This window comes from Chitinophaga polysaccharea (assembly GCF_902150045.1).
GTDB lineage: Bacteria > Bacteroidota > Bacteroidia > Chitinophagales > Chitinophagaceae > Chitinophaga > Chitinophaga polysaccharea_A.
In genome coordinates this window covers 3,093,131-3,119,955 of sequence record NZ_CABFVU010000001.1, presented here as the reverse complement: position 1 = coordinate 3,119,955, position 26,825 = coordinate 3,093,131, and the positions used below count along the sequence as shown (strand labels likewise).

Annotated in this window: 20 protein-coding genes; 1 reads left to right on the top strand and 19 read right to left on the bottom strand. The window is 49.3% G+C overall.

Annotation, left to right across the window (positions count from 1 at the left end; all coding sequences use genetic code 11):
• Positions 1-34 precede the first annotated feature (34 nt).
• Positions 35-2,479, top strand: a complete 2,445-nt coding sequence (locus FN124_RS12780; protein WP_142685099.1) for a TonB-dependent receptor — start codon at positions 35-37, stop codon at positions 2,477-2,479.
• Here the strand turns inward: FN124_RS12780 and FN124_RS12775 are convergent.
• From FN124_RS12775 to FN124_RS12685, 19 genes are all read right to left on the bottom strand, one after another.
• On the bottom strand, positions 2,476-3,915 hold the full coding sequence (locus FN124_RS12775; protein WP_142685098.1) for an NADH-quinone oxidoreductase subunit N: 1,440 nt from the start codon (positions 3,913-3,915) through the stop codon (positions 2,476-2,478). The genes FN124_RS12780 and FN124_RS12775 overlap by 4 nt on opposite strands.
• The gene (nuoM, locus tag FN124_RS12770; RefSeq protein ID WP_142685097.1) at positions 3,902-5,353 is read right to left on the bottom strand and encodes an NADH-quinone oxidoreductase subunit M; all 1,452 of its coding nucleotides are present in this window, start codon (positions 5,351-5,353) and stop codon (positions 3,902-3,904) included. Before nuoM ends, FN124_RS12775 begins: the two co-directional genes overlap by 14 nt.
• Positions 5,354-5,376: 23 nt before the next feature.
• Entirely contained in the window at positions 5,377-7,266 is a 1,890-nt protein-coding gene (nuoL, locus tag FN124_RS12765) for an NADH-quinone oxidoreductase subunit L (protein WP_142685096.1), read from the bottom strand.
• 13 nt (positions 7,267-7,279) lie between these two features.
• Positions 7,280-7,588 (bottom strand): NADH-quinone oxidoreductase subunit NuoK, encoded by a 309-nt coding sequence (nuoK, locus tag FN124_RS12760; protein WP_079468113.1) that lies wholly within the window; start codon positions 7,586-7,588, stop codon positions 7,280-7,282.
• A complete protein-coding gene (nuoJ, locus tag FN124_RS12755) occupies positions 7,585-8,115 on the bottom strand; it encodes an NADH-quinone oxidoreductase subunit J (protein ID WP_260607412.1) in 531 nt (176 codons plus the stop codon). Before nuoJ ends, nuoK begins: the two co-directional genes overlap by 4 nt.
• Complete coding sequence (gene nuoI / locus FN124_RS12750) at positions 8,112-8,627, bottom strand: NADH-quinone oxidoreductase subunit NuoI (protein ID WP_142685095.1); 516 nt, start codon at positions 8,625-8,627, stop codon at positions 8,112-8,114. The genes nuoJ and nuoI overlap by 4 nt, the downstream gene beginning before the upstream one ends.
• A gap of 10 nt (positions 8,628-8,637) precedes the next feature.
• Positions 8,638-9,588, bottom strand: coding sequence for an NADH-quinone oxidoreductase subunit NuoH (gene nuoH / locus FN124_RS12745; protein ID WP_142685094.1), 951 nt, complete (start codon positions 9,586-9,588; stop codon positions 8,638-8,640).
• 4 nt (positions 9,589-9,592) lie between these two features.
• Positions 9,593-12,286 carry an NADH-quinone oxidoreductase subunit NuoG gene (nuoG, locus tag FN124_RS12740; protein ID WP_142685093.1) on the bottom strand — a complete coding sequence of 898 codons (2,694 nt, stop codon included), beginning with the start codon at positions 12,284-12,286 and terminating at the stop codon, positions 9,593-9,595.
• On the bottom strand, positions 12,267-13,547 hold the full coding sequence (gene nuoF, locus FN124_RS12735; RefSeq protein ID WP_142685092.1) for an NADH-quinone oxidoreductase subunit NuoF: 1,281 nt from the start codon (positions 13,545-13,547) through the stop codon (positions 12,267-12,269). Before nuoF ends, nuoG begins: the two co-directional genes overlap by 20 nt.
• Before the next feature lie 2 nt (positions 13,548-13,549).
• Positions 13,550-14,014, bottom strand: coding sequence for an NADH-quinone oxidoreductase subunit NuoE (gene nuoE / locus FN124_RS12730; protein WP_142685091.1), 465 nt, complete (start codon positions 14,012-14,014; stop codon positions 13,550-13,552).
• An 11-nt stretch (positions 14,015-14,025) separates the two neighbouring features.
• The gene (gene nuoC / locus FN124_RS12725; protein WP_142685090.1) at positions 14,026-15,771 is read right to left on the bottom strand and encodes an NADH-quinone oxidoreductase subunit C/D; all 1,746 of its coding nucleotides are present in this window, start codon (positions 15,769-15,771) and stop codon (positions 14,026-14,028) included.
• 89 nt (positions 15,772-15,860) lie between these two features.
• A complete protein-coding gene (locus FN124_RS12720; protein WP_142685089.1) occupies positions 15,861-16,499 on the bottom strand; it encodes an NADH-quinone oxidoreductase subunit B in 639 nt (212 codons plus the stop codon).
• A 42-nt stretch (positions 16,500-16,541) separates the two neighbouring features.
• Positions 16,542-17,024: an NADH-quinone oxidoreductase subunit A gene (locus FN124_RS12715; RefSeq protein WP_142685088.1), complete on the bottom strand. Its 483-nt coding sequence runs from the start codon at positions 17,022-17,024 to the stop codon at positions 16,542-16,544.
• 249 nt (positions 17,025-17,273) lie between these two features.
• The gene (locus FN124_RS12710) at positions 17,274-17,717 is read right to left on the bottom strand and encodes a CBS domain-containing protein (RefSeq protein WP_142685087.1); all 444 of its coding nucleotides are present in this window, start codon (positions 17,715-17,717) and stop codon (positions 17,274-17,276) included.
• 142 nt (positions 17,718-17,859) lie between these two features.
• On the bottom strand, positions 17,860-19,674 hold the full coding sequence (locus FN124_RS12705) for a glycoside hydrolase family 35 protein (RefSeq protein ID WP_142685086.1): 1,815 nt from the start codon (positions 19,672-19,674) through the stop codon (positions 17,860-17,862).
• 82 nt (positions 19,675-19,756) lie between these two features.
• Positions 19,757-20,596, bottom strand: coding sequence for an endonuclease/exonuclease/phosphatase family protein (locus FN124_RS12700; protein WP_142685085.1), 840 nt, complete (start codon positions 20,594-20,596; stop codon positions 19,757-19,759).
• 16 nt (positions 20,597-20,612) lie between these two features.
• Positions 20,613-21,578 (bottom strand): BT_3987 domain-containing protein, encoded by a 966-nt coding sequence (locus FN124_RS12695; protein WP_185937178.1) that lies wholly within the window; start codon positions 21,576-21,578, stop codon positions 20,613-20,615.
• Between the two features lie 29 nt (positions 21,579-21,607).
• Complete coding sequence (locus FN124_RS12690) at positions 21,608-23,413, bottom strand: RagB/SusD family nutrient uptake outer membrane protein (RefSeq protein WP_142685083.1); 1,806 nt, start codon at positions 23,411-23,413, stop codon at positions 21,608-21,610.
• Positions 23,414-23,451: 38 nt separating this feature from the next.
• A complete protein-coding gene (locus FN124_RS12685) occupies positions 23,452-26,799 on the bottom strand; it encodes a SusC/RagA family TonB-linked outer membrane protein (RefSeq protein ID WP_221887766.1) in 3,348 nt (1,115 codons plus the stop codon).
• Positions 26,800-26,825 lie beyond the last annotated feature (26 nt).

Below are 26,825 nucleotides of genomic sequence, written 5' to 3'. Positions count from 1 at the left end.
CAGCTTTTGAGAATTTTACAACGGAAACGATAGTATGAGAACAATCATCGTAGCCCTGGGAATGCTTTTTGTGGTTGCGCACCCTATCCTGGCACAACAACCCAACTCCACAGGAAAAATTACACTGACAATTACAGACCACGAAGGTAAGCCGCTGCCCTTTACCAGCGTAATGGTGAGGAATATAAAGGATTCCACCCTTGTGAAGGGGGAACTGAGCACTGCCACCGGCAACTGCGCCTTTGAAAAAATACCATACGGCCATTATTTCATACAGGCATCCCAGATGGGATATAATACCACTTACAGCAAAAACTTCCAGCTCAGCGCCACCCATAAAGCCATTACCCTGGACACGATCCGGCTGCATACTTTAGGTAAAAACCTCCAGGCAGTTAATGTAACCGCCCAGAAACCGTTTATTGAAAGTTCTGCCGGCAAAACAGTGATGAATATTGAAAACAGTGTGAGCGCCGCCGGTAACACCGCCCTGGACCTGCTCCGCCGCGCCCCGGGCGTACAGGTAGACAACAACGAAAACGTAACCTTGAAAGGGCAGAGCGTAACCGTGATGATCGACGGTAAACTGACCTACCTGAGTGGCGAGCAATTAACCAATCTCCTTAAAACAACACCCGGCGAAAGCATCGCTTCTATTGAAATACTGACCAGTCCTTCCGCCAAATATGACGCCTCCGGTAATGGCGGTATCATCAACATAAAAACAAAAAAAGGAAAAATGACAGGGATAAACGGTAACGTGAACGCTACCCTTACCCAGTCGAGATACGGCCGCTATGGCATTTCCGGTAACATTAACTGGAGAACAGAAAAATTCAACCTGTTTGGTAATTTCGACCAGGGCGACTATCCCCGGCAGGTGACCCGTGAATACAAACGGAACGTAAAAGAAAGCGACGGCAGCTCCACCTATCTCCAGCAGAACATATTCCAGCGCAACCGCTTTAAGAATAATTACCTGAAGGTGGGAATGGATTATTTTATCAATGATAAACAAACCATCGGCATACTGGCCAATGGTTATAAAAACGCCTTCACCAACCAGATCTACAGCGATGCAAATCTTGGCCGTATCAATATGCCGGCAGACTCCATCGTGAACTCCCTTACCACCAATGATAATAAATTCGATAACATTGCGCTCAACCTGAACTATAAAGTGATCCTGGACACTGCCGGCGGCCGGGAGATCAGCTTTGATGCCGACTATGCCCAGTTCAATAACCACCGCCTTATGCAGCTGAACGACAGTTTGTATGATGCTAAAACACAGTTGAACCGCAATCCTAACAGTATCCGTACTACAGGCGGCACGCAGGTAATTATCAAAAGCCTCAAGGCCGACCTGAGCTGGCCCCTCGGAAAAGAAGGTAAACTGGAAGCCGGCGCTAAAACCAGCTTTGTAACCACCACCAACGTGTTGCAGTTTGACTCCTTATATCATGGCAGTTATAAACCATCCCCTTCCTTAAGCGACCGTTTTAACTACGAGGAAAATATTTATGCCGCTTACGCCACTTACAAAAAACAAATAAAGAAAACGAACATGCAGCTGGGCCTGAGGGTAGAGAACACCGAATCCAACGGTACTTCCTACACAACGGGCACCAATGTGAAACGTTCCTATACCGACTTCTTTCCCAATATTAACATCGAACAAAAGCTGAATGATAAAAACAAGGTAAGCCTGGCGATGTCGCGCAGGATAGAAAGACCGCAATACGGGCAGCTGAACCCGTTTATGTTTTACCTTGACAAGTACACCTACTTCAGGGGAAACCCTTACCTGAGGCCACAGTACAGCAATATTGCAGAACTGGCCTATACGTTTAAAGACAAGTACATTGCCACCTTCCGCTATAGCCGGATCAAAGACATGATGGAAGAATTCATTACCCAGGATGATAGCACCAAAGCCTCTATCAGTACGGAGCGGAACTATGATAATACAGATATCTACAGTATCCTGTTTACCTTACCGTTCCAATTTACAAAGTGGTGGACCAGCGATAACAATGCAGATTTTTCGTATAACAAATACCGCTTTGAAGATCCCACCACCAATGATCCTTACTACCGGTATAACTTTAACTACTATATCAGCAGCACCAATACTATTACGCTTCCTAAGGATTTTAAGGTAGAAGTGATGGGGTATTATAACTCACCTTTTATATTCGGTATTTTCAGGGGCTACGCGCAGTATAACCTGAACCTGGGCGTTCAGAAAATGTTCCTGAATAAAAACGCTACGGTGAAATTAAGTTATAACAATATCCTCCGGAATGAAAGCTATCGCGGGGCCGCAGAATTTGCCAACCTGAATATGAGCATTTTCAATACCTGGCAGTTCCGCACGGTAAATCTTTCCTTCAGCTATAAGTTCGGCAGCGCCACCATTAAAGCGGCCCGTGAAAGAAAAACCGGTACCAGCGATGAACAGAACAGGGCGGGTTAAACAAGGATCCGCATCATTTGCTGGATCAACGCCATCATAGCAGTAGGATATACACCCAGCCCTATTAACAGTATAGTTAAGATACCCAGGGTAATATTACCGGCCATGGGCAAGGCCGGTACCACCGTTGTTTGCTGCCCTTTTGCGGGCACGGCAAACATAGCCGCCACCAGCCTGATATAATAGTATAACCCTATCACACTGTTGATCACCAGCATAAACAGCAGGAACCACTGGTGCCCGTCCACCCCCGCCAACACTACGTAAAACTTGCCGATAAAACCCGCTGTAAGCGGGATGCCTGCCAGTGATAACAGCATGGCCGTAAATACGGTGGCCACCCAGGGATAGCGCCAGAACAGCCCCCTGTAATCAGCAATCGTTTCTGCATCCTGCAAACTGCTCGACATAACAATCACCACCCCGAAGGCGCCGATACTGGTAATAAAATAAGCCACCAGGTAAAAGGCCAGTGCTTCCAGCCCGGTTTGCACCCCCGATAAAAAAGCCACGAGGATATAGCCCATATGCGCAATGGAAGAATAAGCCAGGATACGTTTAATATTTTGCTGGGTAAGCGCCAGCCAGTTGCCGGCAAACATAGAAGCCACCGCTATAATAGCTACAATCCACCACAACATCGGGTAGTCGTTACCGTGAATATCCTGGTAAAAACGGATGAGCAGCACCAGCATGGCCCCTTTGGAAACAGTGGCAATAAAAGCAGCCACCGGCAGCGGCGCGCCTTCATAAATATCCGGCGCCCACATATGAAATGGAACAATGCCGAGTTTAAAGCCCACACCTATCAGCATCAGGCCAAAACCTGCCATCACGCTCACCGGCAGGTAACCAGCTTCCCGCAAGGCAGCGCCTATGCCTGGAAAATCCATGTGGCCCGTGAAGGCATATACCAGCGCCATACCAAACAACAGGAAAGCCGAAGACAAAGCAGCCAGCATCAGGTATTTAATGCCCGCTTCATCAGAGCGCTCACGGGCACGGAGATACGCGATCAGGCCGTACAAACTGATGCTCAGTATTTCCAGTCCAAGGAACAACGACATGAAATGGCGGCTCACCACCAGTACCAAAGCACCTATGGTAGCCAGTAACAGGAGGATATAATACTCCTCCTTCCGCTCTTCCCTTTCCTCGAAATAGTTAAACGATAACAACAGGATTATAAACCCCGAAACCAGGATCAGCCCGGAATTAAAAAGGGAAAATTCATCGATAACCAGTAAAGGTGGCACCGGGTGCGGAATATATTTGATGGCAGGGATCACCGCTGCCATAGCCATACCGAAAGCAATGAGCGAAAAGCTGTATACAATGCGGTGATTGCGCCAGGCCGCTACCAGCAACATGGCTACCACCGCTGCAGCGCACAGGGTGATCAGCGGACCAAGACTTAAAAAATCAGCGAATGACATAGTCGATGTTTTGGGATGTATTCAATACCGGTTGCGGATGGAAGCCCAGCCAGCATATCACTATTACCAATGCTATGATGATCACCAGCTCACGCCCGTTCAGATCGGGCATGGCATACTGCCGGTCGCAGGGACCGAAAAAAACTTTCTGCATAATACGCAGCGAGTACGCCGTTGCCACCACCAGGCCAATAGTAGCCAGGATAGTAAACACGTGACTGGCCTGCCAGCTGCCCAGCAACACCAGGAACTCCGCTACAAAATTGCCCAGTCCGGGCAAACCCAGGGAAGCCATTACAAAGATCATGGCGGCGCTGCCCATCATTGGAAGCCGTAGCCACAAGCCGCCCATCTGCCGCAGGTTACGGGTATGTATACGCTCATACAATGCCCCGGCAATGATAAACAATGCGCCGGTGCTGATACCATGCGTGATCATCTGCATCACTACCCCCTGGTACGCTATTTCATTGAAAGCAAAAGCGCCCAGCAGTACAAAACCCATATGGCTTACACTGGTGTACGCGATCAGTCTTTTCAGATCAGTTTGTGCATAAGCGAGCATACCTCCATACAGGATACCAGCCACTCCCAGCAGCATAGCCACCGGCGCTATATCAGCTGCTGCTATAGGAAACAACGGCAATACAAAACGGAGTATACCATAAGCCCCTGTTTTCAATAGCAGTCCTGCCAGTACCACGCTCCCTGCCGTCGGCGCTTCTGTATGCGCATCCGGCAGCCAGGTGTGAAAAGGCACTGCCGGCAGCTTTACAAGAAAAGCGATCAGGAAGCCCAGCATCAGCCAGCGCTCCATGAAAGGCGTCATAGGTGTATTCAGTAATTCAAAATAATTAAACGTGTATACGTTGGTGTTAGCTTTGTGTACAAAGTAAAGACCGAGTATGGCCAGCAGCATCAGCAGCCCTCCCGCCTGGGTAAACAGGAAAAATTTATTGGCTGCATACTCCCTGTGCTCATGTCCCCAGATCCCAATCAGGAAATACATGGGTATCAGCATCATCTCCCAGAAAAAATAAAATAAAAAAAGATCCATGGTAAGAAAAACACCCGTTATACCACAAAGCACAAACAACAGGTTGAAGTGAAAGAACCCTACCCTGTTCTGTATCTCCTTCCAGGAGATCAGTACAGCCAGCGCTCCCAGGAAAAATGTAAGCGCCAGCATCAGCATGCTCAAACCATCCATGGCCAGGTGCAGGCTGATACCGAAATGCGGTACCCAGTCCATCCGGAACTGGTACCACCAACGGCTGTTACTGTGCGTATGTTCCAGCCATATCCCGGTGATAATTCCCAGGTTCACCAGCAGGCTGCAAAGAGCTATCCAGCGGCTGGCTGCATGGCTTTTCACGCCCGCTACCCACGACAATAACGCCGCGCCAAAAAGAACCAATATCAATACCAGCAATATCATAACTTTTCGTTTAATCGTTCCGGTTATAAGTAGATCCGCCAGATCAGTACAGATAATATAGCTACTGCTCCAAGTACCACGCTTAGTATATACCATCGCAGCAAACCGCTCTGCGTACGTGCAAGCACGTTATGGCACCATTCCATAAATGCTCCCAGCCCGGTGTAGAGCGTATCTATAAGATCCCTCCTGTTGATGCGCGACAGGTACACAAAAGGACGCACCAGCAATACATTGTACAATTCATCAAAATCCCATCCCCTGCTCCAGTAACCCCGCAGCCACATGATGGCAGGCATTTCCAGAAAATCGGACATTCCTTTGGGATGCTTCACCACCCAGGCATAGGCCAGCCCGATACCACTCAGCGCCAGCAAAGCCGACAACGCCTGCGAGGTCCATTCCATAGCAAGGCTTTCATGCAATACCGACACCGCAGGCAATACCGGCTGCAACCAGTTACTGAACAGGGTTACATGTCCCATGGTATGAGGCAGCTCTATAAAACCCGCCACCGTGGATAATACAGCCAGTATATACAGGGGGATCATCATACTATTCCCCGGCTGATGATGCACCTTTGTTTTCTCTTCCCCGTAAAATACCAGGAAGAACATACGGAAGGTATACATGCCGGTGAGCAGCGCACCCAGCAGGGCTGCCAGCCAGAGGCCAACATGGCCGCCCGCGGCAGACCAGGATAACCAGATGATCTGGTCTTTGCTATAGAATCCCGCCGTTACAAAAGGGATAGCTGCCAGGGAAGCACAACCAATTAAAAATACCCAGTAAACGCCTCTCAGCCGGTTCTTCAGCCCTCCCATCTTAAACATGTCCTGCTCATGATGCAACGCCACAATGATGGCTCCTGCCGCCATGAACAATAGCGCCTTAAAAAAAGCATGTGTAACAAAATGAAATACGGCGGCCGACCAGGCGCCACAACCCAGCGCCAGGAACATATACCCGATCTGGCTCACTGTGGAATAGGCCAGCACTCTTTTGATATCCGTTTGTACCAATGCGCTGAAACCAGCCAGTATCAATGTAACAGCGCCTATTACAGCAGTGATGGTTTGGGCTGCCGGCGCCAGTTCAAATAAAGTATGCGTACGGGCAATAAGATAAACGCCGGCAGTAACCATAGTTGCCGCATGGATCAAAGCGCTCACCGGTGTTGGCCCTGCCATGGCATCAGGCAACCAGATTTGCAGGGGCAGCTGCGCAGATTTGCCAACGGCGCCTCCCAGCAACAACAGGGCTATTACGGTGATCATGCCGTCGTTCACTGACCATACATGTGTACTGTTTTCCAGTATGCCGGGAATGCTTAAAGTACCGGTATACTGGAACAACATGAACAAGGCGATGGCCATAGCAGTATCGCCTACCCTCGTTACGATGAAAGCTTTCCGCGCTGCATACCCGTTGGCCGGGTCTTTATACCAGAAACCGATAAGCAGGTAGCTGCAAAGCCCTACACCTTCCCAGCCTAAATACAGGAGCAATAAATTATCAGCCATCACCAGTGTCAGCATTGCGCCTACAAATAAATTCATACAGGCAAAGAAGCGGGCATAATCCGGTTCGTCATGCATATAACCGGAAGCATATACATGGATCAGGAACCCCACTATAGTGATCACCAGCACAAATACCACCGACAAGGCATCCATCCTGAAATCGAAGCCCGTTTTAAAACCGCCTGCTTCCAGCCAGTTGCCGGCATGCTGTACAATAGCCTGTTCTCCGTTTGCGCTAAACTGCATAGCAATAATTATGGCTATCACTGCAGCTAACCCGATACTGCCGCACCCTGTTACGGTAACGCCTATACGGCTAAACCGCTTCCAGCCAGCCATAAGCAGAAGCGCACTTATAAAAGGTATGAGTGGTATGAGTGCAGGAAACATAGAATTGAATATTTTATCCGTTCATTTTTGCCGCTTCGTCGCTGTCCAGTGTTTTGAGCTGATGGTATAATTGTAAGATCAATGCCAGTCCTACCGAAACTTCAGCTGCCGCCATCGCCAGTATGAAGATGAACATCACCTGTCCATCTGCTGTGCCCCAGTGTGACGAAGCCACTACAAAGGCCAGTCCTGCCGCGTTCAGCATGATCTCCACCGAGAGCAACATAAAAATAATGTCGCGGCGAACCAGGATACTGATCAGTCCCAGCACAAATAAAACGCCGGCGAGCAGCATGCCCGCTGTGGTAGGATGTACTATCATGATTGATCATTTTCAAGGAACCGGTGCAATGTTTTCTCTTTCTGCCGTCCTAAATGATAAGCGCCCACAATGCCCGCCATCAGCAGCATCCCGGTAAGCTCCACTGCCATGATATAAGGCCCGAATAAAGCAATACCAACTTCTTTGGGATTCACCATCTTCACTTCTGATACCGGCTGATGGTTCTGCAATACCAGGAAAACAAGCTCTCCCAGCAATATGATACAAAGCAGGGAAGGAAAGATCCAGATACGCGGCTTCAGCCACAGCTTTTCCTGTGCTGCGGATTCCTTCCCGAGGTTCAGCATCATTACAAAAAAGATGAGCAATACCATAATGGCGCCAGCATATACAATCACCTCCAATGCAGCCATGAAAGGCGCTCCATAGAGATACAACACCACTGCTACGGCCAGTAAAGACACTACCAGGTACAGCAAGGCGTGCATAATATTATACCGGGTGATCACCATCACTGTAGCCAGTATTGCGATGAACGCAGCGATATAAAATGCAGTCCCCATCATGGTATCAGGCTTTTAATATCTACCGGTGGTTCTTCCTGTTGCGCATCCCCTTTATCCTTTCCACGGATGGCTATACCGGCTACATTGTAATAGTTGTATCCTGGGTACTTGCCTTCGCTGTTGATGAGCAGGTCTTTCTTTTCATATACCAGGTTCTGGCGGTTATATTCTGCCATTTCAAAATCGGGTAACAACTGTATCGCGTAAGTTGGGCAGGCTTCTTCACAGAAACCGCAGAAAATACAGCGGGAGAAATTGATCCGGAAAAATTCCGGGTACCTTCTGCCTGCCTCATCTTCTGTTGCCTGCAGGGAGATGCAGTCGACCGGGCAGGCCGCCGCACAAAGGTAACAGCCCACACAGCGCTCGCCTCCATCCGGATCGCGGGTTAACGCAATGCGGCCTCGCCAGCGGGCCGGCAACGGCGCCTTCTGCTCAGGATACTGAAATGTTTCCCGCTTATGAAACATATGCAGGAATATCAGCCACATACTTCTTACCAGACTAAACATGTTCGTTGTTTTAAGAATTTAACCACAGCTTAATGGCAGCTGTTACCATCAGATTCAGGATCGATAAAGGAAACAATACTTTCCAGCCATATTCCATCAGCTGATCATACCGTGGCCGAGGCATGGAAGCACGGAACAGGATGAACAGCATTATAAATGCAAATGTTTTTATCACAAACCACAACACCGGCGGTAAAAATGCAGGGCCAAGCCATCCGCCGAAATAAAGCGTTACCAGCATACCGGAAATCAGCGTTACGCCCAGGTACTCACCAATGAAAAACATACCGAACTTCATTCCTGAATATTCAGAGTGGAATCCTGCCACCAGTTCGCTTTCTGCTTCAGGGATATCAAAAGGCAACCGGTGCGTTTCCGCTACGCCTGCTACCAGGAAAATAAGGAAACCGATGAACTGCGGAATGACAAACCATACTTTCCGCTGCGCCTCCACTATTTCACCAAGATTGAAAGAACCGCTCAATACCACCACTCCCATCAGCGCCAGTCCCATAAATACTTCATAGCTGATCATTTGCGAAGCCCCGCGCATGGCGCCCAGTAAGGCATACTTATTATTGGAAGCCCAGCCGCCCAATACCACGCTGTATACGCCCAGTGATGACATGGCCAGGAAAAACAACAGTCCTATATTCAGATCCGCCACTATGATACCGGGTGCAAATGGTATCACCACAAAGCTCATGAGCACACTCAGCATCACTACCCCGGGTGCAAATACAAACACTACTTTATCAGCGAAAGGCGGGATCCAGTCTTCCTTAAAAAACAATTTTATCGTATCTGCCAGCACCACCAGCAGCCCGAAAGGCCCGGCCCTGTTGGGGCCATAGCGGTCCTGCCACAGCGCAAGCATCCGGCGTTCCACCCAGATAAGCCCCGCCGCCGTATTTAACAGTGCAAAGAGCACCCCGCCTATTATCCACCAGAAGTTTATCATAGCATTATACTTTTATCAGTTGCGGCGCCTCTGAAATCTGCATGCCCGGAAGGCCTACAGGGATCCCGGCGACGCCTTCCTGTAATGTATCGTTAACGATCACCGGCAACGTGTAGTGATGCCCGTTATCCGTAAAATGTAACAGGTGCCCTTCAGTAACCTGCAGCCGTTTGGCATCTTCGCTGTGCAGCATGATGTAAGGTGCAGGAATGCGCTCGGCAATACCAGGTGTATGTATGCTCAGCTCCTCCGATCCGAAAATATGATAGAGTGGCACCAGTAATAAATGTTCCCTGAGCGGCAGGTAAGGTTCCGGCACCTCGGTATAAAACGGCGTATGCCCGTTAACGTGAGGCTCAATAAGCCGCCGGCCCGGGTTGCCGTCATGCAGCGGTCCTCCTGTTTCTACCTGGAATTTGTTTACAGATTGTACAGAATTCCATCCCGGCGCCCAGAAGAAGGGGATCATGGAGGAAGGCGGTTCTCCCCGGTATCCTTCCATGGTGAACGACAATGCGGTATCCATATCCTGTGGCGGCCGTGGCTCGCTTACATTAACATTTGCCTGCATGGCTGTACGGCCACTGAAGCGGTGCGGCTCCCGTGGCACCTTCTGACCGGCAATACGGAAACCGGCGTGCGGAGCAAGTGTATCAATACCTTCAAATACTTTGTAGCTGCGGGCAATATGATCTACCACATCATCCAGATGTTCCAGTGCAGATAAAGTCGCATGCCCGGTTGTATTTGCTATCTGTAATAACCAGCGCCAGCTTTCCTGTACCGCGGAATCGGGAGAAAACACCTGGAAGAAGCGCTGGGCGCGGCCTTCATTATTTACCAGCGTACCATCTGACTCTGCAAAGGTGCCTGCTGGCAGAATAATAGTAGCCTTTTCAGCAGTGGGATTATAGAGATGATCGAGCAGGATCACATCTTTTACTTTGCCGAAAAACTGCTCCGCGCGGTGCTGGTTTAACCTGCGGTACAGGTCATTTTCGAGCACGATCACCGTTTCAGCTTCGTCGTTGAGGGCGCGGTCCACCGCCGATTCCAGGCGATGGCCACCCAGCATTTCAAGTCCTGCGCTGTTGCATTCCGGCACCGTATAGGTAAGCATGGCATCAATGCCCATGTCGTGCAGCGACCATGCCACGTTGGCTGCAGCTTTGATGATGGCTTCACTGCCGCCGCCATAGCCTGCAATAATAAGCGGGTTCTTCGCCGTTTTCAGCACCGCTGCTATTTCTCCGGCAATAGCTTTTCCCTGCTCGGACATTCCTTTTACTTCCGGCATTTTACTGCTCAGCAGGTGACTAACACCGAAGCCTATACGGGCAATGTTGTCCGGTGCGGTATGATAGGCTCCTTTTGCCAGTTCATCCAGTTTTGTTTCCTGCACGTTTAAAATATACAGGGGGCCTTTGTTGTCCTGCACGGCTTCCCGCACTGCGGCATCCTGCCAGGCAGGCATATGGATCTGATTGATCACTTCCGCTACCGGGATGCGGCGGATAGCCTGCCGTACCGACAAAGCCAGCATCGGTGCCGTGTTGGTAACGTCTTCACCGAGAATAAGCACCACATCTGCCGCAGCCGCATCCTGCAGGGAAGCGCTGCGTACCGGCCCCTGTTGCAGTATCTTTAAGGAGAGGGACACCAGGTCATGATCTGCTGCGGACACACCGAGGTAAAAGTTTTCTGCTCCTACCAGTTCCTTCAACACAGCGTTTGATTCCAGTGAGGCCCGTGGTGAGCCGATACCGATTGTTTTTCCCGGCTTCATCCGTTGCTGTACATGCTGCAACACAGGGATACCGTTTGCTTTATCCAAGGGCCCATGATACACCATGGGCGTTTTGATCCGTTGTTTGCTGTTTACAAATTCGTAGCCGTAACGGCCACGATCGCAAAGAAAATAACCGTTTACCGCGCCATTAAACCGGTTGGTGATCTGCCGCACTGCACCATAGCGCTCACCGGCAATGATATTGCATCCCAGGCCGCAGCCCTGGCACACAGAGGCAGCGGAGGTAAGGTCCCATTTACGGGTGTAGTGCTGCTTCAGGGTTTTATCTGTAAACACACCGGTAGGACAAATTTCCGCCAGGTTGCCGCTGAACTCACTTTCCAGCGTGCCCTCCTGCTGCCTGCCAAAATACACATGGTTGTGAGCGGCAAACACATCCAGGTCTTTTCCCCCTGCAAAATCTTTATAAAATCTTACACAGCGGTAGCACTGGATGCAACGGTTCATTTCATGATTGAGGAATGGTCCGAGATATTGGTTGTTATAAGTTCTTTTGGTGAAGTGATAGTCACGGTAAGAGTGGCCCGTCATCACTGTCATATCCTGCAGGTGGCAGGAGCCGCCCTCATCACATACGGCGCAATCATGCGGGTGATTGGTCATCAGCCAACCGATCACATGCTCCCTGAAATTGCGGGCATCCTTATCGTCGATGGATAAACGAAGCTGGTCTTTTACCGGCTCCATACACGACATGATGATTTTTCCTTTTTTATCTTCCTCGTCTTTGAACACCTTAACGGCGCATTGACGGCAGGCCCCTACTGCACCCAGGGCGGGGTGCCAGCAAAAGTAAGGAAGGTTTAGCCCCAGCGACAGGCAAGCCTCCAGCAGGTTTTTGCCTTCCTTTACTTCGTAGGCTTTATTATCAATGTGTATGATTGGCATATGGACATTTTTTTTCTTTGATGTGTTGTTCAAAATCCTCCCGGAAATATTTCAGGGCGCTTTGCAGGGGCTCCATAGCGCCGGGCGCCAGTGCGCAGAAAGTATTCCCGGGGCCTAACAACCTGGTATGCATTTCCAGTTGCGCCAGGTCTGCATAAGTCCCTTGTCCCTGTTCCATTGCGTATAATATCTTTTCTGTCCAGGGCAGTCCTTCGCGGCAGGGTGTGCAAAAGCCGCACGATTCCTGCGCAAAGAAATGCTCCAGGTTATGTACAAACCCCACCGGGCAGGTGCGGTCATCCAGTATCACCATAGTGCCGGTACCCAGGCGGCTTCCCGCGGCAGCTACTCCTGCGAAGTCCATTTTCACATCGAGGTGGGCATCGGTTAAGAAATCAGTTGAAGCACCTCCGGGCAGCGCACCGCGGAACCGGTATCCCGTTTTCATGCCGCCCGCATGTTCCTCCAGTAATTCCCGCATAGTAACGCCCATAGGTAGTTCCCAGGCACCGGGCTTGTTTACTCTTCCGCTTACACCGTATATTTTCGTACCCCCGTCGGCGGTATAGCTCAGTGATTTGAACCAATCGCTGCCCTTGCTGAGAATATGCGGTATGTAAGACAATGTTTCCACGTTGTTGACAATAGTAGGTTTTCCAAACAGTCCGCTTACCTGCGGGAACGGAGGCTTAGCGCGGGGTACGGCGCGTTTGCCTTCCAGCGAATTGAGCAGGGCGGTTTCTTCTCCGCACATATACCTTCCCACGCCTGTATGCAATTGCATTTCCAGGCTGTAATTTTTACCGAGTATATTTTTACCGAGATAACCAGCGGCATAAGCATCTGCAATAGCCTGGCTCATGATGCGCGCGGCATCCTTATAGGCCCAGCGCATAAACACGAAGCCCTGTGTAGCCTGTATGGCGTATGCTGAGATGATCATTCCTTCCAGCAGCTGATGCGGGTTGCCTTCCAGCAGCCAGCGGTCTTTAAAGGTGCCGGGCTCCATTTCATCGGCGTTGCAGATCAGGTAGCGGGGGCCGGTTACTTCTGCAGGAACAAAGCTCCATTTCATACCGGTGCTGAAACCCGCTCCCCCACGGCCTTTGAGGTTGGCATCCTTCACCCTGCCTGTTACTTCAGCAGGCGTCAGCTCCTGCAACACCTGGCGTAATGCGGCATAGCCGCCCACTGCTTCATACTCCTTCAGGTGAAGGGGCGCTCCGGATGCGGGGATATGTTGTGTGAGCGGTTTTTCCATCTTTATAAATATTGATCCAGTATTTGTGGAAGGGAAGCTGTTGTCAGATCCCTGTACAGGTCGTTGTCGATGATCATGGCCGGTGCGTGGTCACAGGTACCCAAACAGGCGTTGGGCAACAAGGTGAAGCGCTCATCCGGCGTTGTTTGTCCGTAGCTGATCTGCAGCAGTTCCATCAGTTGCTGTTTAATTTCCGTATAGCCCATCACGTAGCAGCTGATACTATCGCACAGCAGGATCACGTGCCGTCCTACCGGGCGCCGGAAAATGAGGTTATAAAAAGTAGCCACGCTGTCTACTTCTGCTGTGCTCATTTCCAGTATAGCGGCAATATCTGCCACGCTTTCATCAGACACCCAGCGGCGTTGACCCTGTATAATTTTCAGGGCTTCAATACAGGCTGCCTTTTTCACAGGCACCTGCTGTATTTCATGCGTGATCTGTTCTATTTCAATAGCAGAAAGCATATGTTGTTGTATTATCTGTCAATATCTGCAAGTACATAATCCATTCCTCCGAGTATCGATAACAGGTCCGCCACGGTGTACCCGCGGCTGATCAGCGGAATCATCTGCATATGCGGGAAAGACGGCGTCCGTACCCTGGTGCGGTAGGAAGCCGTGTTACCATCGCTGATAAGGTAGTAGCTGTTCCATCCTTTGGTGGCTTCTGTGCATACAGCAGCTTCCCCGGCGGGTATTACCGGTCCCCAGCTTACGTTGAGGAAGTGATGGATAAGTGTTTCGATATCCTGCATGGTGCGTGCTTTCACCGGCGGGGTAGCCAGCGGGTGATGCGATTTATAATCGCCTTCCGGCATGTAGGCCACGCATTGTTCAATGATGCGCAGGCTTTGCCGCATTTCTTCTACCCGTACTACTGCACGGTCGTAACAATCGCCGTTGTGCGCCACCGGTATTTCGAAAGCAAAATTTTCATATCCGCTGTATGGCCGTTTCTTGCGCATATCCCATTCCAGGCCACAGGCCCGCAGCCCGGGGCCCGTTACGCCCCATTCAATGGCTTCTTCCTGCGTATAGATGCCAATGCCTTTTGTACGGGCTTTAAAAAGATAATTCTTCATGACCATGCTGTCGTATTCCTTCAGCTGCTTCGGGAAATAACTGATAAAATTTTTCACCAGCTGGTCCCAGCCATTAGGAAGGTCCTGCGCAACGCCGCCGATGCGAAACCAGTTGGGATGCATGCGGCCGCCGCAAATGGCTTCTATGATCTCAAAAACACGCTCACGGTCGGTGAACATATAGAATACCGGCGACAGCTGCCCCAGGTCCTGGGCAAAGGTGCCATACCACACCAGGTGGCTGGCAATACGGAACAGTTCACAGAGCATGATGCGGATCACCTGGGCACGCAGCGGCACGTCTATGCCTCCCAGCTGCTCAACAGATAACAGGTAGGCCAGGTTATTATTCACACCGCCGAGGTAATCCACGCGGTCGGTGTACGGAATATAGGTATGCCACGACTGGCGCTCTCCCATCTTTTCAGCGCCACGGTGATGGAAACCGATGTCGGGTACAGCGTCTACAATATCTTCGCCATTCAGCTGGAGAATAATGCGCAATACACCGTGGGTTCCCGGGTGTTGCGGACCGATGTTGAGGAACATAAAGTCGGCGTCCTCGCTATGGCGTTTTAAGCCCCATTCTTCAGGTTTAAAGCGCAGGGCCTCCTGCTCCCTGTCCTGCTTCTCATCATAGAGCTTAAACGGCCCCATTTCAGTAGCGCGTGCGGGGTGCTCCTTACGGAGCGGATGCCCCTCCCAGGTGGAGGGCATAAGAATGCGTTTCAGAAGGGGATGGCCATTGAACCGGATGCCGAACATATCATACACCTCGCGTTCATACCAGTTGGCGGCCGTCCAGATGGGAGTAATACTATCCAGCGCCGGGTATTCACCGTGGAGACCGGCCTTGATGCGCAGGAATTCGTTTCTGTCGAAGGAAAAAAGTGTGTAAACAACGGTAAAGTCGTAGGGTTTATGCCCGTTCTGCTGCCGTTTATACGCACGCTCATCAATGGCCGTGAGGTCATAGAGCATGCGGTAGGGCATTTGTATTTCAGATTTAAGGAACTGTAGTACGGCCACAATATGCTCCTGTGGCGTCCAGAAGGTGGGCGTCCCATCCCGTGTAACCTGAGGTTCGAAGGTGATATCACCAAAACGGGAGCTTAATTCCGCTGCAATGCGCTCTGGCATGGCGTATTAAGTTTAGATGGGGATAAGATAAATATTGCGGTCTTTTCCGGTTCAATCTTTCATATATCCGTTAATGTTAGTAAGGTTCATCATATCTGGTCGGGTGTTTTAAACTGGGTCATCTGTTGCCGTTTTTCATACAGGGCATCTTTCATGGATATCTTTTCCGGCCGTACCACGCCCTGGTCGCCGATCACCCAGCTGAGCGGCCGTTTCTCTTTCCCTACGCTGTCGCGCAGCATCACGAGGCCGGACATAAATGCATCGGGGCGTGGCGGACAACCAGGCACGTACACATCTACCGGCAAAAATTTATCTACTCCCTGTACCACGCTGTAGATGTCGTACATACCACCGGAGTTAGCACAGGAGCCCATGGATATTACCCAGCGGGGCTCCATCATCTGCTCATACAAACGTTGAATGACGGGCGCCATTTTTATGAATACGGTGCCTGCTATGATCATAACGTCTGCTTCGCGGGGAGTACCTCTGATTACTTCCGCGCCAAAGCGCGCCATATCATACTTAGGGGTCATAGCGGTAGCCATTTCTACAAAACAACAGGAAAGGCCAAAGTGAAAGGGCCAGAGTGAATTTTTTCGTCCCCATGCCAGCAGGCTTTCTACAGAAGTGAGCATCACACTCTGCTGTATCACTTCTTCCATAGAAGTATTGCCGGATATTTTACCCGTTACATCATTTGCGTTGGTTAGCCACCATTTCATATAAGAGTTGATTTACTGCATCATAAAATCAACATGCTATTGCTACATCAGTGCCTGTGGTGCTGGAGTCTTAATGTCCGTGTAACCGTTAACGTTAGTGGAGTTTTTCTTCCGCATTTTCTTATATGCGCGTAAAATTCTTTTACCATCGGGCCCGAAGTCCAATGCGCCGTTACGCCATTCGTAAATAAGTACAGCCAGTAATATAAAGATGAAAACAGCAACGCCCAGGAAGCCGGCCCAGCCAACTTCTTCATAGGCAATTGCCCAGGAGATAATTAAAACTGTTTCAATATCGAAGATAACGAAGAGCATCGCAACCAGGTAAAACTGGGAAGGAAACCTCAATCGTGCAGAGCCGGTGGAGATGATACCGGACTCATAGGCCTCGCCGGTGGCACGGTCTTTATGCCGTTGCCCCAGCACATAGGAAAGCCCCAGTATGATACTGATGAGTACCACAACGATAGCGCCATATGCTAAAAATGGCCAGATGGGAGTGATGTCAGAAACAGCGCTTTTCAAAGTGTTCGCCCTCCGAGCGATTTACTTAAAAGTCCGTTTTGCCAGTCTGTCTGATAAAAACCAGTAGTCTGCTTTCCAATCTACTGAACATGTCTGTTAGGTAATGCTAGTCTGTAAACCGCGAATCAAGAGGGAACGCCGGGTATGAGCCCGGTTTCATAACGTTTCAACTGCCGCAATACGGTAAAGACTATATGAAACTGAAGTTACAAAAAATACAACGATTAAACAAAGATTAAAATGCGATACTCAGGTATGAGTGCCTGTAATATAACATTCAAGACTGGTAATGATGTGCTGCTGATCGTCAATAATAAACTTCACCACGTCCCCTATAGAAATCAAACCCACCAGCCTGTTCTGCTGATCCACCACCGGCAGGTGACGGATCCTTTTATCTGTCATCAGTCCCATACAGTCCTCGATAGAATCATCTTCAGTAACTGTGATAGGCCGCTCTGTCATGATTTCACGGATCAGCGTTTCCTTGGAAGCACGTCCCTTCAGGATCACGCGGCGGGCATAGTCACGTTCAGAAAAAATTCCCATAAAATGTTCATCTTCATCAACTACAGTCAATGCACCGATATTATGGTCAACAAGGAGCTGAAGGGCTTCAAAAACAGTATTGTCGGGGTTTATGGAAAATACTGCATGACCCTTAACCTGCAGGATGTTACGTACCTTTCCCATGGCAAGACTTTTAGAATAGTAAATAAATGAAAAACCACCATTCCTAAGTTACCAATTTTGAATGTTAAAAGCAAGGCAGCGAAAATAAATCGTTTGTGTAAATAGTACGCAAAGGATTTTGTCTGACTTAGGATTATGATGATTATAACAAACTCAATACACCCTTCACCGGAGCAGCTGCTTCCTGGTGCAGATCGAACACTACAATTTCATTGGCGCCTTTTTTCAGCCATGGTGCAGGACAGTACAGGTTCTTCTGTGGTCCTATTTCCCAGTACCGGCCCAGGTTGTGGCCATTTACCCAAACAATCCCTTTCTTATAACCAGACATATCGATGTAGGTATCGCCGGTTTTATCGAGGTTAAAAGTGGCTTTAAAAAACTGCCCGGGCCTGGTGGCGTTATTGGAAGATGCGCTCAGTTCCTGCACAAACTTTTCTGTCATAGGCAAACCATACACCTCCCAGTTCATTAGCGTCATACCATTAAGGACCACACGATCCGTGATGCCTTTACGGTCTATCAGCGCATCTGCAAAGTTAATGCGGCCCATTCCTTCTACCAGGATCTCCAGTACAGGATTTTTCACATCGCTTACCGGCAGGTCAATTGTTCTTTCTCCAAGACGGCGGTCTATTTTCCCGATATATTTGCCATTGAGGAATACAGTAGCATAATCATGCAGGTCCTTTATAGTCAGCTTACCGCTTTTATGCCCTATCAGTGTGGTTTTATACACCATAAAACCATAGTCCTGCCCGTAAGCCTCAAATGGCTTTGGCTGCGGGGATTTAACCGGCTGAGGCAAATGGTCCCAAACGGAAGTAAAAGGGCTGAGATTAAATTCAGGGATGGTAATTGCGGGAACAGGTTTGGGAATAGCTGGTAATTTTTTGCCCTTCGGGAGATATGAACCGATCAGTTTACGCAGCGCTTCATACTTAGGCGTAGCACTTCCCTGTTCATTGATAGGCGCATCATAGTCGTAACTGGTTACGTCCGGCTCATAACCCTTTCCGCCGGAATTGGCGCCGGCAGTATACCCGAAATTGGTCCCCCCGTGAATTACGTACAGGTTAAAGGAGCGTTTGGTATCCATAAGGAACTTCACTTCCTTAGCAATACCGTCTATGCCCGGCCGTTGCCATTGCTCGCCCCAGTGGGTTAACCAACCAGGGTAAGATTCGCTGCTGAAGGCAGGTACATTGGGATTTTGTTTTTTTGCAGCCGCAAAATCAGCTTCAGAGCCGCCGGAGTCCAGCCCTATGGCTGCGCCTTCCACGCCGCCGGCTTCCAGCATATAGGCGGTGGCGCCATCTGCTGTATAGAATGGTACATTGATGCCATTCTTCACCCACATCTCTTTCAACGTATTTAAATATTCTTTGTCGTTGCCGTAGCTGCCATATTCATTTTCAATCTGCACCATTACAATTGGTCCGCCATTGGTTACCAGCAGCGGTTTTATTTCCGCAGCCAAATGGTTTACATAAGTAGTTACCGCAGCTATATAACGCGGGTCCATGCAACGCACTTTTATATCCGGTGTTTGCAGAAGATACGGTGGCAAGCCTCCAAATTCCCATTCAGCGCACACATAAGGGCCTGGCCGCAGCAGTACCCACATGCCTTCTTCCTGCGCTATCTTAATAAATTCTGCGATGTTGTGATTACCGGTACTGAAATCAAACTGCCCTTTCACGGGCTCATGATAATTCCAGAAAACATATGCAGCAATGGTATTACAACCCATTGCCTTTGCCATCTGGATACGATGACGCCAGTATTCATGCGGAATACGGGCCGGGTGCATTTCCCCGCTGATCATCTGGAATGGTTTTCCATCCAGCATAAAATCAGTTTTACTCAATGCAAAAGAATGTTTGCTTTGCGCCTGCACTGCCTGCCCCATCCAACAGGATAACGCCAGCATGCCGCTTAGGATTACTTTCTTCATTGTTCAGATAAATTGCAGATAAGCGTCCAAAGTACGCCAAAAAAAATTGATTCCGGGTACTTTTTGCATGCTTGCTGCTTTCTTATTGAACACTGATGTCGGCCACAACTGCCCGGTGGTCTGAAGCATAAGCTTTCAGCACTTCATCATACCCTGTAATACTACTGTATCGGGTTACAGAAAAACGGTTTACCGGCGTGGTCATAATGTAATCGATGGTACGGCCGGGATTATCGGAAGGAAAGGTGAAGGCACATTGCTGCAGGCACCCTGGGCTCATAAAGCTGCGCATTATATCTATAGTGCGGGAGCCGGGAACGGCGTTAAAATCACCGCCAAGGATCAGCGGCAATGAAAGCCCCGCCACTATCTTTTTAATCTCCGCAGCCTGCAGTAAACGACTGTCTTCCTGTGCCAGGTGATCCAGGTGGGTGGCCGCAAAGTAAAACTCATGATCCTCTTTCTTTACGCGGATCATGGCTATGGTCCGGAACTCGCCGCCCACGTCTGCCGCTACGGGTAAGGCATATCGCTTGCTTTCGAGGATCGGGAAGCGCGACAGCACGGCGTCTCCATACTCCCCTCCTCCCACATCAATGGCTTTTGTAAAGTACCATTCCATACCGGTAAGCCGGGCCAGTTCCTGTGCCTGATGCACATGAACACCGGTACGTCTTGTATACACGTCTACCTCCTGCAACGCCACCAGGTCCGGTTTTTCCCGGTTAATGATCCTGGCCAGGGCTTCCAGGTTGGCAGACGCCCCGGTGGAAGCGCGGGCGCCGTAAATGTTGTAAGTCATCACTCTTACCATTGTTTTGGGACGCACCGGCTCCCCCGGTGTGGCACTGTCTTTATCAGACCTGCTACACGAAAGCATAACGCCTGCCAGGCATAGGAACCATAGAAATTTCTTTATCATAGCCTTACTCTGTTGATCAGAATGCGTTGATCTCCGCCATATTGGTCAGGTAACTATCGCCCTGGCTGGCATCGACCGTTAATTTTACAAACCTGGCTTCGTGTGCATACGCCAGGTAAACTGTGCTCACTTTATCATTGGCCAGGGTAAAGCTTTCTGAATAGGTCCAGTTGTTGCCATCTGTGCTCAGCTCCACGATAATGTTTTTGGGATTACCTGTAGCCTTTACTTCCCCGGTATTTTTGTCTGTTCTTCCGGTGATGCTGATGCCATGGATCTTCCTGCTCTCCTGCATGTCTACCATAATATAATGCGGTGGTCCGGGCTTGGCAGCTTTCCATTGTGTGGACCAGAAAGTATTTACATCACCATCAAATGCATGAATAGCATGACCGTTGGTAGCGCCCTCTCCGGTTGGCTCTTCAGAGGAGAAGCCGGTCACTTTCCATTTGCTGCGGTCTATAGCAGGAAACGGATTGGAAGCATAATGCCCGTTGATCAGGAAATAAGCGGTGCGCAGCTTTTCGTTTACGTTCATATTCGTTTCAATGGTTACCGGCAGCAGGTAACTGCCTACTCCATCCAGTTTATCCACATGCACTACCAGGTTTAAAGGAGCCGTACTATACCTGCCGGCAGGGATTACTGCGCTGGACTGCTCCAGTTCATAGCTGCCTTCCGGCAACATGGGATAACTGGTGAAGTTGTTACTGTTGAAGTGATCTATGAGCGAGGCATCCACACTGAACTTTACCGGGATATCTGATGCCGGTGAATGCGGGCCTCCGTAGCAGGCGCCATACACAATGCTGTCTGCTTTTCCGGATATCTCAAATGAATATACAGCGGGAGAAGTAACCGCCTGCGGCATGTATACCACGGCAGTGCTGTCGGAAATATCTCTCAGTTCCATACTGTTGTTCCGGCAACTACTCCAGGAAGTGGCCGCAGCAAGGGAGCATATCAATAACTTTATTTTCATCTTCATAAAATTGATCATCAGGAAATAAATTACCATCCGGGATTCTGTACCAGCTTCCTGTCGCGGTCTATTTCCGATTGAGGAATAGGGAACAGGTAATAATTCTTCAGGAAAACCCTTCTTTCAAATACAGTTCTCTGGTAAAACACGAGATCCGTAAGTTTGGTACCTGCATCAACGTTCATCCCGTAGAAGTTGCCGCCATCTGTTTGTTCGGCGATCTTCCAGCGGCGGGTATCAAAATACCGGAGGCTTTCCAGCGCCAGCTCCACTCTTCTTTCATGCCTGATCTTTGTGCGCATGGTGGCTTGTCCCAAACCAGCAGCAACATCCGGTAATCCTGCCCTGTTACGGATCTCGTTCAGGTATTTCAGGATGTCGGGGTTACCCGGTTCATACTCATTCAATGCTTCTATGTAGTTGAGCAATATTTCCGCGTAACGCACCAGTACAAACGGCCGCGCCACGTATTGGGAGATCCTCGGGTTGCTGTCCGGGTGCACATTTTTCCTGGCTATATAGCCGGTACGGGGAAAATCCCAGGAACCCTTTTTACCGGTGTTACCTGTGAAATACGTTTGTATTACTTTATCCCCTTCACTTTTATTGATCCAGAGGCTTCCGTTATAACTAACATTCACATAAAAGCGGGGCTCCCTGTTTACATACATGTTGTAAGTCCCGGCAGTAGTGTATTTGGTCGCAGCAGTAGAAAATCCTGTTTCCACATAGCCTGATCCTGCTTCATAAATGCCTTTCCCGTTCTCCATTTCAAATTCATCCACCAGCTGTTGTGTAACGGCAACTGCCGCGTATCCACTCGCTAAACGCGGTGTTACAGAACGTTCCCAGTCTTTCAGGTTGTTCGTAGTCCTGGCAAAGATCACTTCTGAATTCCACGGGTCCAGGAATACATCGCGGGTAGACAAATAAGGATCAAAAGTTCCGCTGGTATCATTCTTACGGTACAGGGCAAAGTTGAAACCGGTGATCACATCGCGGGCGGCATCGGCAGCACGCTTCCATTTTTCACGGTCGTATTGTGAGCTGATGAGTTGTTTACCATCCAGGTTGCGAAAGCCGGCATAGTCTGCATTGCCATTGAATTGCGGGCTTGCCGCCAATAGTAATACGCGGCTTTTAATGGCTTTACAGGCGGCTTGTGTAGCACGGCCATAATCGTTTTCACCCTGTGCAGTAAAGTGTTTGGGTAATTTCTGCGCAGCAAGATCCAGCTCTGAAACAATATAGTTCACGCATTCGTCGTATGAATTGCGCGGTTTCTGCATTTCTTCATCCGTAGGCAGCAGGTCGCCTGCAATGGGAATATCGCCCAGTATAATAGCAGGTCCGTACTGGCGTATGATGCCATAATAAAAGAATGCGCGCAGGAAACGGGCTTCAGCTTTATACTGATCAATAAGATCCTGCCCATTGGGAAGCGCCAGTATTTCCTGGTTACCGTCAATATGCTGCATAAAGTAAGTAGCAGAACGGATGCCCTGGTAAAACTTCGTCCAGTTATTCATATAGTCTGAAGCGGCGCTCCAGTTGCCCAGATTCATGGGATAGGTGTTGTAGCCGGAGCCTGGCCTGTCGTAGGTGATATCTGCGTCATCGGAGCAACCTTCCCATGCGGAGGTATTGCGGTAAGCTTCATTGGGAATAGTGATGTAGATATTAGCGAGGTATTCTTCGGAATATCTTCTCCGGTTAAATACCTGTTCAATGGTAATACGATCGCTGGGTACCTGGTCAAGGAATTTACTGTTACAGGAAACCGTTAGCATGGACGCACTCACCAATAAAACGTGTGCGATCTTTTTTATTTTCATCGGGAGAGAATTAATAGTTTTGGAATGATCGTTTCTTATCAGAAGTTGACAGCAACCCCGGCAGAATATGATTTGGTACTTGAATAGGCCGCGCCCCTTCCGTTTCCTACTTCTACGTCCCAGAGTTTGAACGGCGAGAAGGTAAGGATGTTAACTCCCTGCAGGAAGATGTTGGCGGATTTGAGTTTGATACGTTTCATCCAGGCATCGGGCAGGTTATAGCTCAGCTGCAGTGTTTTCAGACGGATATAATCGCTGTTCTTAATCCACCAGGTACTGGCTGCATAGTTGTCGTTCAGCGAACCGGCCATCAGGCGGGGATAAAAAACATCCTGCTTTGGATTTTCTTCTGTCCATCGGTCGTTGATATTACTGAACAGGTTGCCCCTGCTGAGGCCCTGCTGGAAAGGCATGGTGCCTTCGCCGTTCAGCAGCACGTCTACATGGGCTGCGCCCTGGAAAAGCGCTGAGAGTGCAAACGCTTTATACCCGAGTGTAAAACCGAAGCCGTATACAATTTCAGGTACATCGCCATAGCCGATGGGCGCCTGGTCGTAAGAGTCGATCACACCATCGCCGTTAATGTCTTTGTATTTAATATCGCCGGCGCGTACATCGCCTGGCTGCCGTGGTGAGTTCTGCACTTCTTTGTCGCTTTCAAAAAGACCCAGCGCAATATAACCGAAGCGTTGTCCTACGCGGAGCCCTTTGCGGTCAAGCCATGGGTATTTCCAGCTGGGATCATCGTTCTCCACCACTTTGTTCCTGTTATAGGTGAAATTGCCCAGCAGTTGCAGGGAGAAGGCGCCGATGCGGCGGTTATAGGTCACAGAAGCATCTATCCCTTTATTATCGATCACCCCTACGTTTCCAAACGGTGCGTTGATCATACCTATATAACCGGGCAGGGATTTGCGGCGCAGGAAAATGCCGCTGCGGTATTCCCGGAACAGATCTACCTGCAAAGTGAGGTCGTCGTGCAGCAGCCCTATATCAAAGCCCAGGTTGGTTTTGCGGGAAGTTTCCCATTGTACATCCACGGCGTATTCTCCAATTTCCTTACCGGTAAATTTCTGGTTGATGCTCTTACCAAAATAATAATCGCTGGTATTGGCCACCGTAGCCAGGTAGGCAAACCTTCTGCCATCTATGTTGCTGTTACCTACAATACCGTGCGAGAAGCGGATCTTGAAAAGTGATACTGTATTTTTTATACCGGAGAAGAAATTTTCTTCAGATACGACCCAACCTAAACCGGCGGAAGGGAAAAAGCCATAACGGCTATCGGGATAAAAGTTTTCCGACCCGTTATAACCAAAGTTCACTTCTGCAAAATACCGGTTGCGGAAGCCATAGGTGAAACGCCCTGCCAGCCCCTGGAAGCGATAAGGTAAAGATGTTTCCAGGTCGCCGGCATAAGTATTGGCCTTATCACTGCGGTTGTAGAGCAACATACCGGATACATCGTGTTTGCCGAAGCTCCTGTTATAGTTCAGGCCAAGCTCAGAATAAAAGGTGCGCTCTCCCTGGTTGCTTTTTGTATACTGTAGAAATTCGGTGCCTATAGCCACCTGGTCGTAGGTAAGGTTTCCATCGGCATCACGGCCGTTGGCCAGCCATGTATCGGGTATTTTCGTATAGCGGTTACTGGTATAGTTATAGGCATCAAATGAAAACATACCGGTTACAGATAATCCTTTTGTAAGAAAAGGCAGCTCCTGGGTAAGCCGCAGGTTGGAATATACCTGGCTTCTCCATTGGTTGGCATAGCCGCCCTGGGTAAGACTTGCCCATGGATTGGATAAACTGCCGGAGCGTATGTCTGCCACCTTACCGTCGGGGTAGCGGGTAGGGATCTGTACCGGCGTCATAAAATATGCATCGGTAAAAATTTCCGACACTCCGGTAGTAGGCAGGTTCACATTGCTCAGGTAGCCCTGTATTCCCAGCTTAACGGTAGTGGTGGAAGATGGTTTCAGCGTAATGTTGGAGGTAACATTATAACGCTTCAGGAAGATAGAAGAGTTATATTTCGTGAGCTCATCTGTTTTATACATTCCAAGCTCATCGTAGTAACCAAGACCAATATAGTACACTGATTTTTCCGAACCGCCGCTGATATTTGCATTTGCATTCCTCACTTTTCCGTTGTTACGAAAAAGCTCTGCAAACCAGTCAACATTCGGATACAGGTAAGGATCGCTGCCATCGGCTGTTTTCTGTATGGCTTCGTCGGAATATACCGGTGCGCTGCCACGTGTGGTCAGCGCTTCATTCGATAATTTCATATAGGTAGGTCCATCGGCAAAGGAAGGCAGTTTGGTAAACTGTGTGATGCCTTCTGTATAACGCAGGTTATATGCAGGCTTTCCCGGCTTACCGCTTTTTGTGGTGATGAGGATAACGCCATTGGCGCCACGTACCCCATACACTGCTGTAGCGGATGCGTCTTTAAGCACAGAAAAACTTTCAATGTCTTCGGGGTCTACATTGGAAATACTCCTGGGCACTCCGTCTACGAGGGTAAGCGGAGCACTGAACCCCTGTGTAAAAGTAGAGATGCCACGGATATAAATATTGGCGTCATTGTAACCTAATTCCCCGCTGCGTTGTACAGATACCATACCGGCCACACGGCCGCCTAATGATTGTGTAAGATTGGATACCGGCTGCTTCAGCTCCTTTGGTGAAATAGTAGCCTGTGCTCCTACCAGGCTGATCTTTTTCTGTTCTCCAAAACCTACTACTACCACTTCTTCCAGGGCTGAAGATGCTTCCTGCAATACCACGTACATTTTTTCCCGCTGATGCACAGGGATCTCCTGTTTGCGGAACCCGATAAGACTGAATACCAGTACCGCATCATCATCTACCGATAAAATAAATCTCCCGTTGGCATCAGTACCTGTGCCCAGGCGGGTACCTTTAACAGCAACAGTTACACCTACCAATGGCTGGCCGGTGGAATCTATCACGATACCTGTCACCTCTCTTTGGCCTTCTGCCAACTGGTTGGTAACTGGCAGCTGTTCTTTTGCAGCCACTGAAATATTCTGGCCCGATGTTCTGAACTGCAGGCCGGTACGGTTTTCTATGTCCTGCAACAACCTTGTTACAGCTACATTTTTGTAGTCTACCGTTAACTTCTTTCCAAAAGCTTCGAGCGATTTGTCGTACAGAAAACGGAAAGTGGTTTGTTTTTCAACAGCACGGAAAATGGTTGTCACTGTTGCATCTTTCAGCTGGATGGTAACAGTTTTTGTTTTCGGGTCCTGCACCTGCGCGTGTAAAGGCGACATATAAACGGCTGCCGCCAGGAATGAGCACAGGATGACCCTCACGGCCTTTTGCAGGCCGCGTGAAGCGGATAATAAAATTAGGATCATACGTTAGGTTTTGTTAGCGTAGTATG

Excerpts from the sequence above, each read along its gene's own strand:
- FN124_RS12780 (WP_142685099.1), top strand. The coding sequence starts at position 35 with ATGAGAACAATCATCGTAGCCCTGGGAATGCTTTTTGTGGTTGCGCAC.
- FN124_RS12775 (WP_142685098.1), bottom strand. The coding sequence starts at position 3,915 with ATGTCATTCGCTGATTTTTTAAGTCTTGGTCCGCTGATCACCCTGTGC.
- nuoM (WP_142685097.1), bottom strand. The coding sequence starts at position 5,353 with ATGATATTGCTGGTATTGATATTGGTTCTTTTTGGCGCGGCGTTATTG.
- nuoL (WP_142685096.1), bottom strand. The coding sequence starts at position 7,266 with ATGTTTCCTGCACTCATACCACTCATACCTTTTATAAGTGCGCTTCTG.
- nuoK (WP_079468113.1), bottom strand. The coding sequence starts at position 7,588 with ATGATAGTACATCCTACCACAGCGGGCATGCTGCTCGCCGGCGTTTTA.
- nuoJ (WP_260607412.1), bottom strand. The coding sequence starts at position 8,115 with ATGATGGGGACTGCATTTTATATCGCTGCGTTCATCGCAATACTGGCT.
- nuoI (WP_142685095.1), bottom strand. The coding sequence starts at position 8,627 with ATGTTTAGTCTGGTAAGAAGTATGTGGCTGATATTCCTGCATATGTTT.
- nuoH (WP_142685094.1), bottom strand. The coding sequence starts at position 9,588 with ATGATAAACTTCTGGTGGATAATAGGCGGGGTGCTCTTTGCACTGTTA.
- nuoG (WP_142685093.1), bottom strand. The coding sequence starts at position 12,286 with ATGCCAATCATACACATTGATAATAAAGCCTACGAAGTAAAGGAAGGC.
- nuoF (WP_142685092.1), bottom strand. The coding sequence starts at position 13,547 with ATGGAAAAACCGCTCACACAACATATCCCCGCATCCGGAGCGCCCCTT.
- nuoE (WP_142685091.1), bottom strand. The coding sequence starts at position 14,014 with ATGCTTTCTGCTATTGAAATAGAACAGATCACGCATGAAATACAGCAG.
- nuoC (WP_142685090.1), bottom strand. The coding sequence starts at position 15,771 with ATGCCAGAGCGCATTGCAGCGGAATTAAGCTCCCGTTTTGGTGATATC.
- FN124_RS12720 (WP_142685089.1), bottom strand. The coding sequence starts at position 16,499 with ATGAAATGGTGGCTAACCAACGCAAATGATGTAACGGGTAAAATATCC.
- FN124_RS12710 (WP_142685087.1), bottom strand. The coding sequence starts at position 17,717 with ATGGGAAAGGTACGTAACATCCTGCAGGTTAAGGGTCATGCAGTATTT.
- FN124_RS12705 (WP_142685086.1), bottom strand. The coding sequence starts at position 19,674 with ATGAAGAAAGTAATCCTAAGCGGCATGCTGGCGTTATCCTGTTGGATG.
- FN124_RS12700 (WP_142685085.1), bottom strand. The coding sequence starts at position 20,596 with ATGATAAAGAAATTTCTATGGTTCCTATGCCTGGCAGGCGTTATGCTT.
- FN124_RS12695 (WP_185937178.1), bottom strand. The coding sequence starts at position 21,578 with ATGAAAATAAAGTTATTGATATGCTCCCTTGCTGCGGCCACTTCCTGG.
- FN124_RS12690 (WP_142685083.1), bottom strand. The coding sequence starts at position 23,413 with ATGAAAATAAAAAAGATCGCACACGTTTTATTGGTGAGTGCGTCCATG.
- FN124_RS12685 (WP_221887766.1), bottom strand. The coding sequence starts at position 26,799 with ATGATCCTAATTTTATTATCCGCTTCACGCGGCCTGCAAAAGGCCGTG.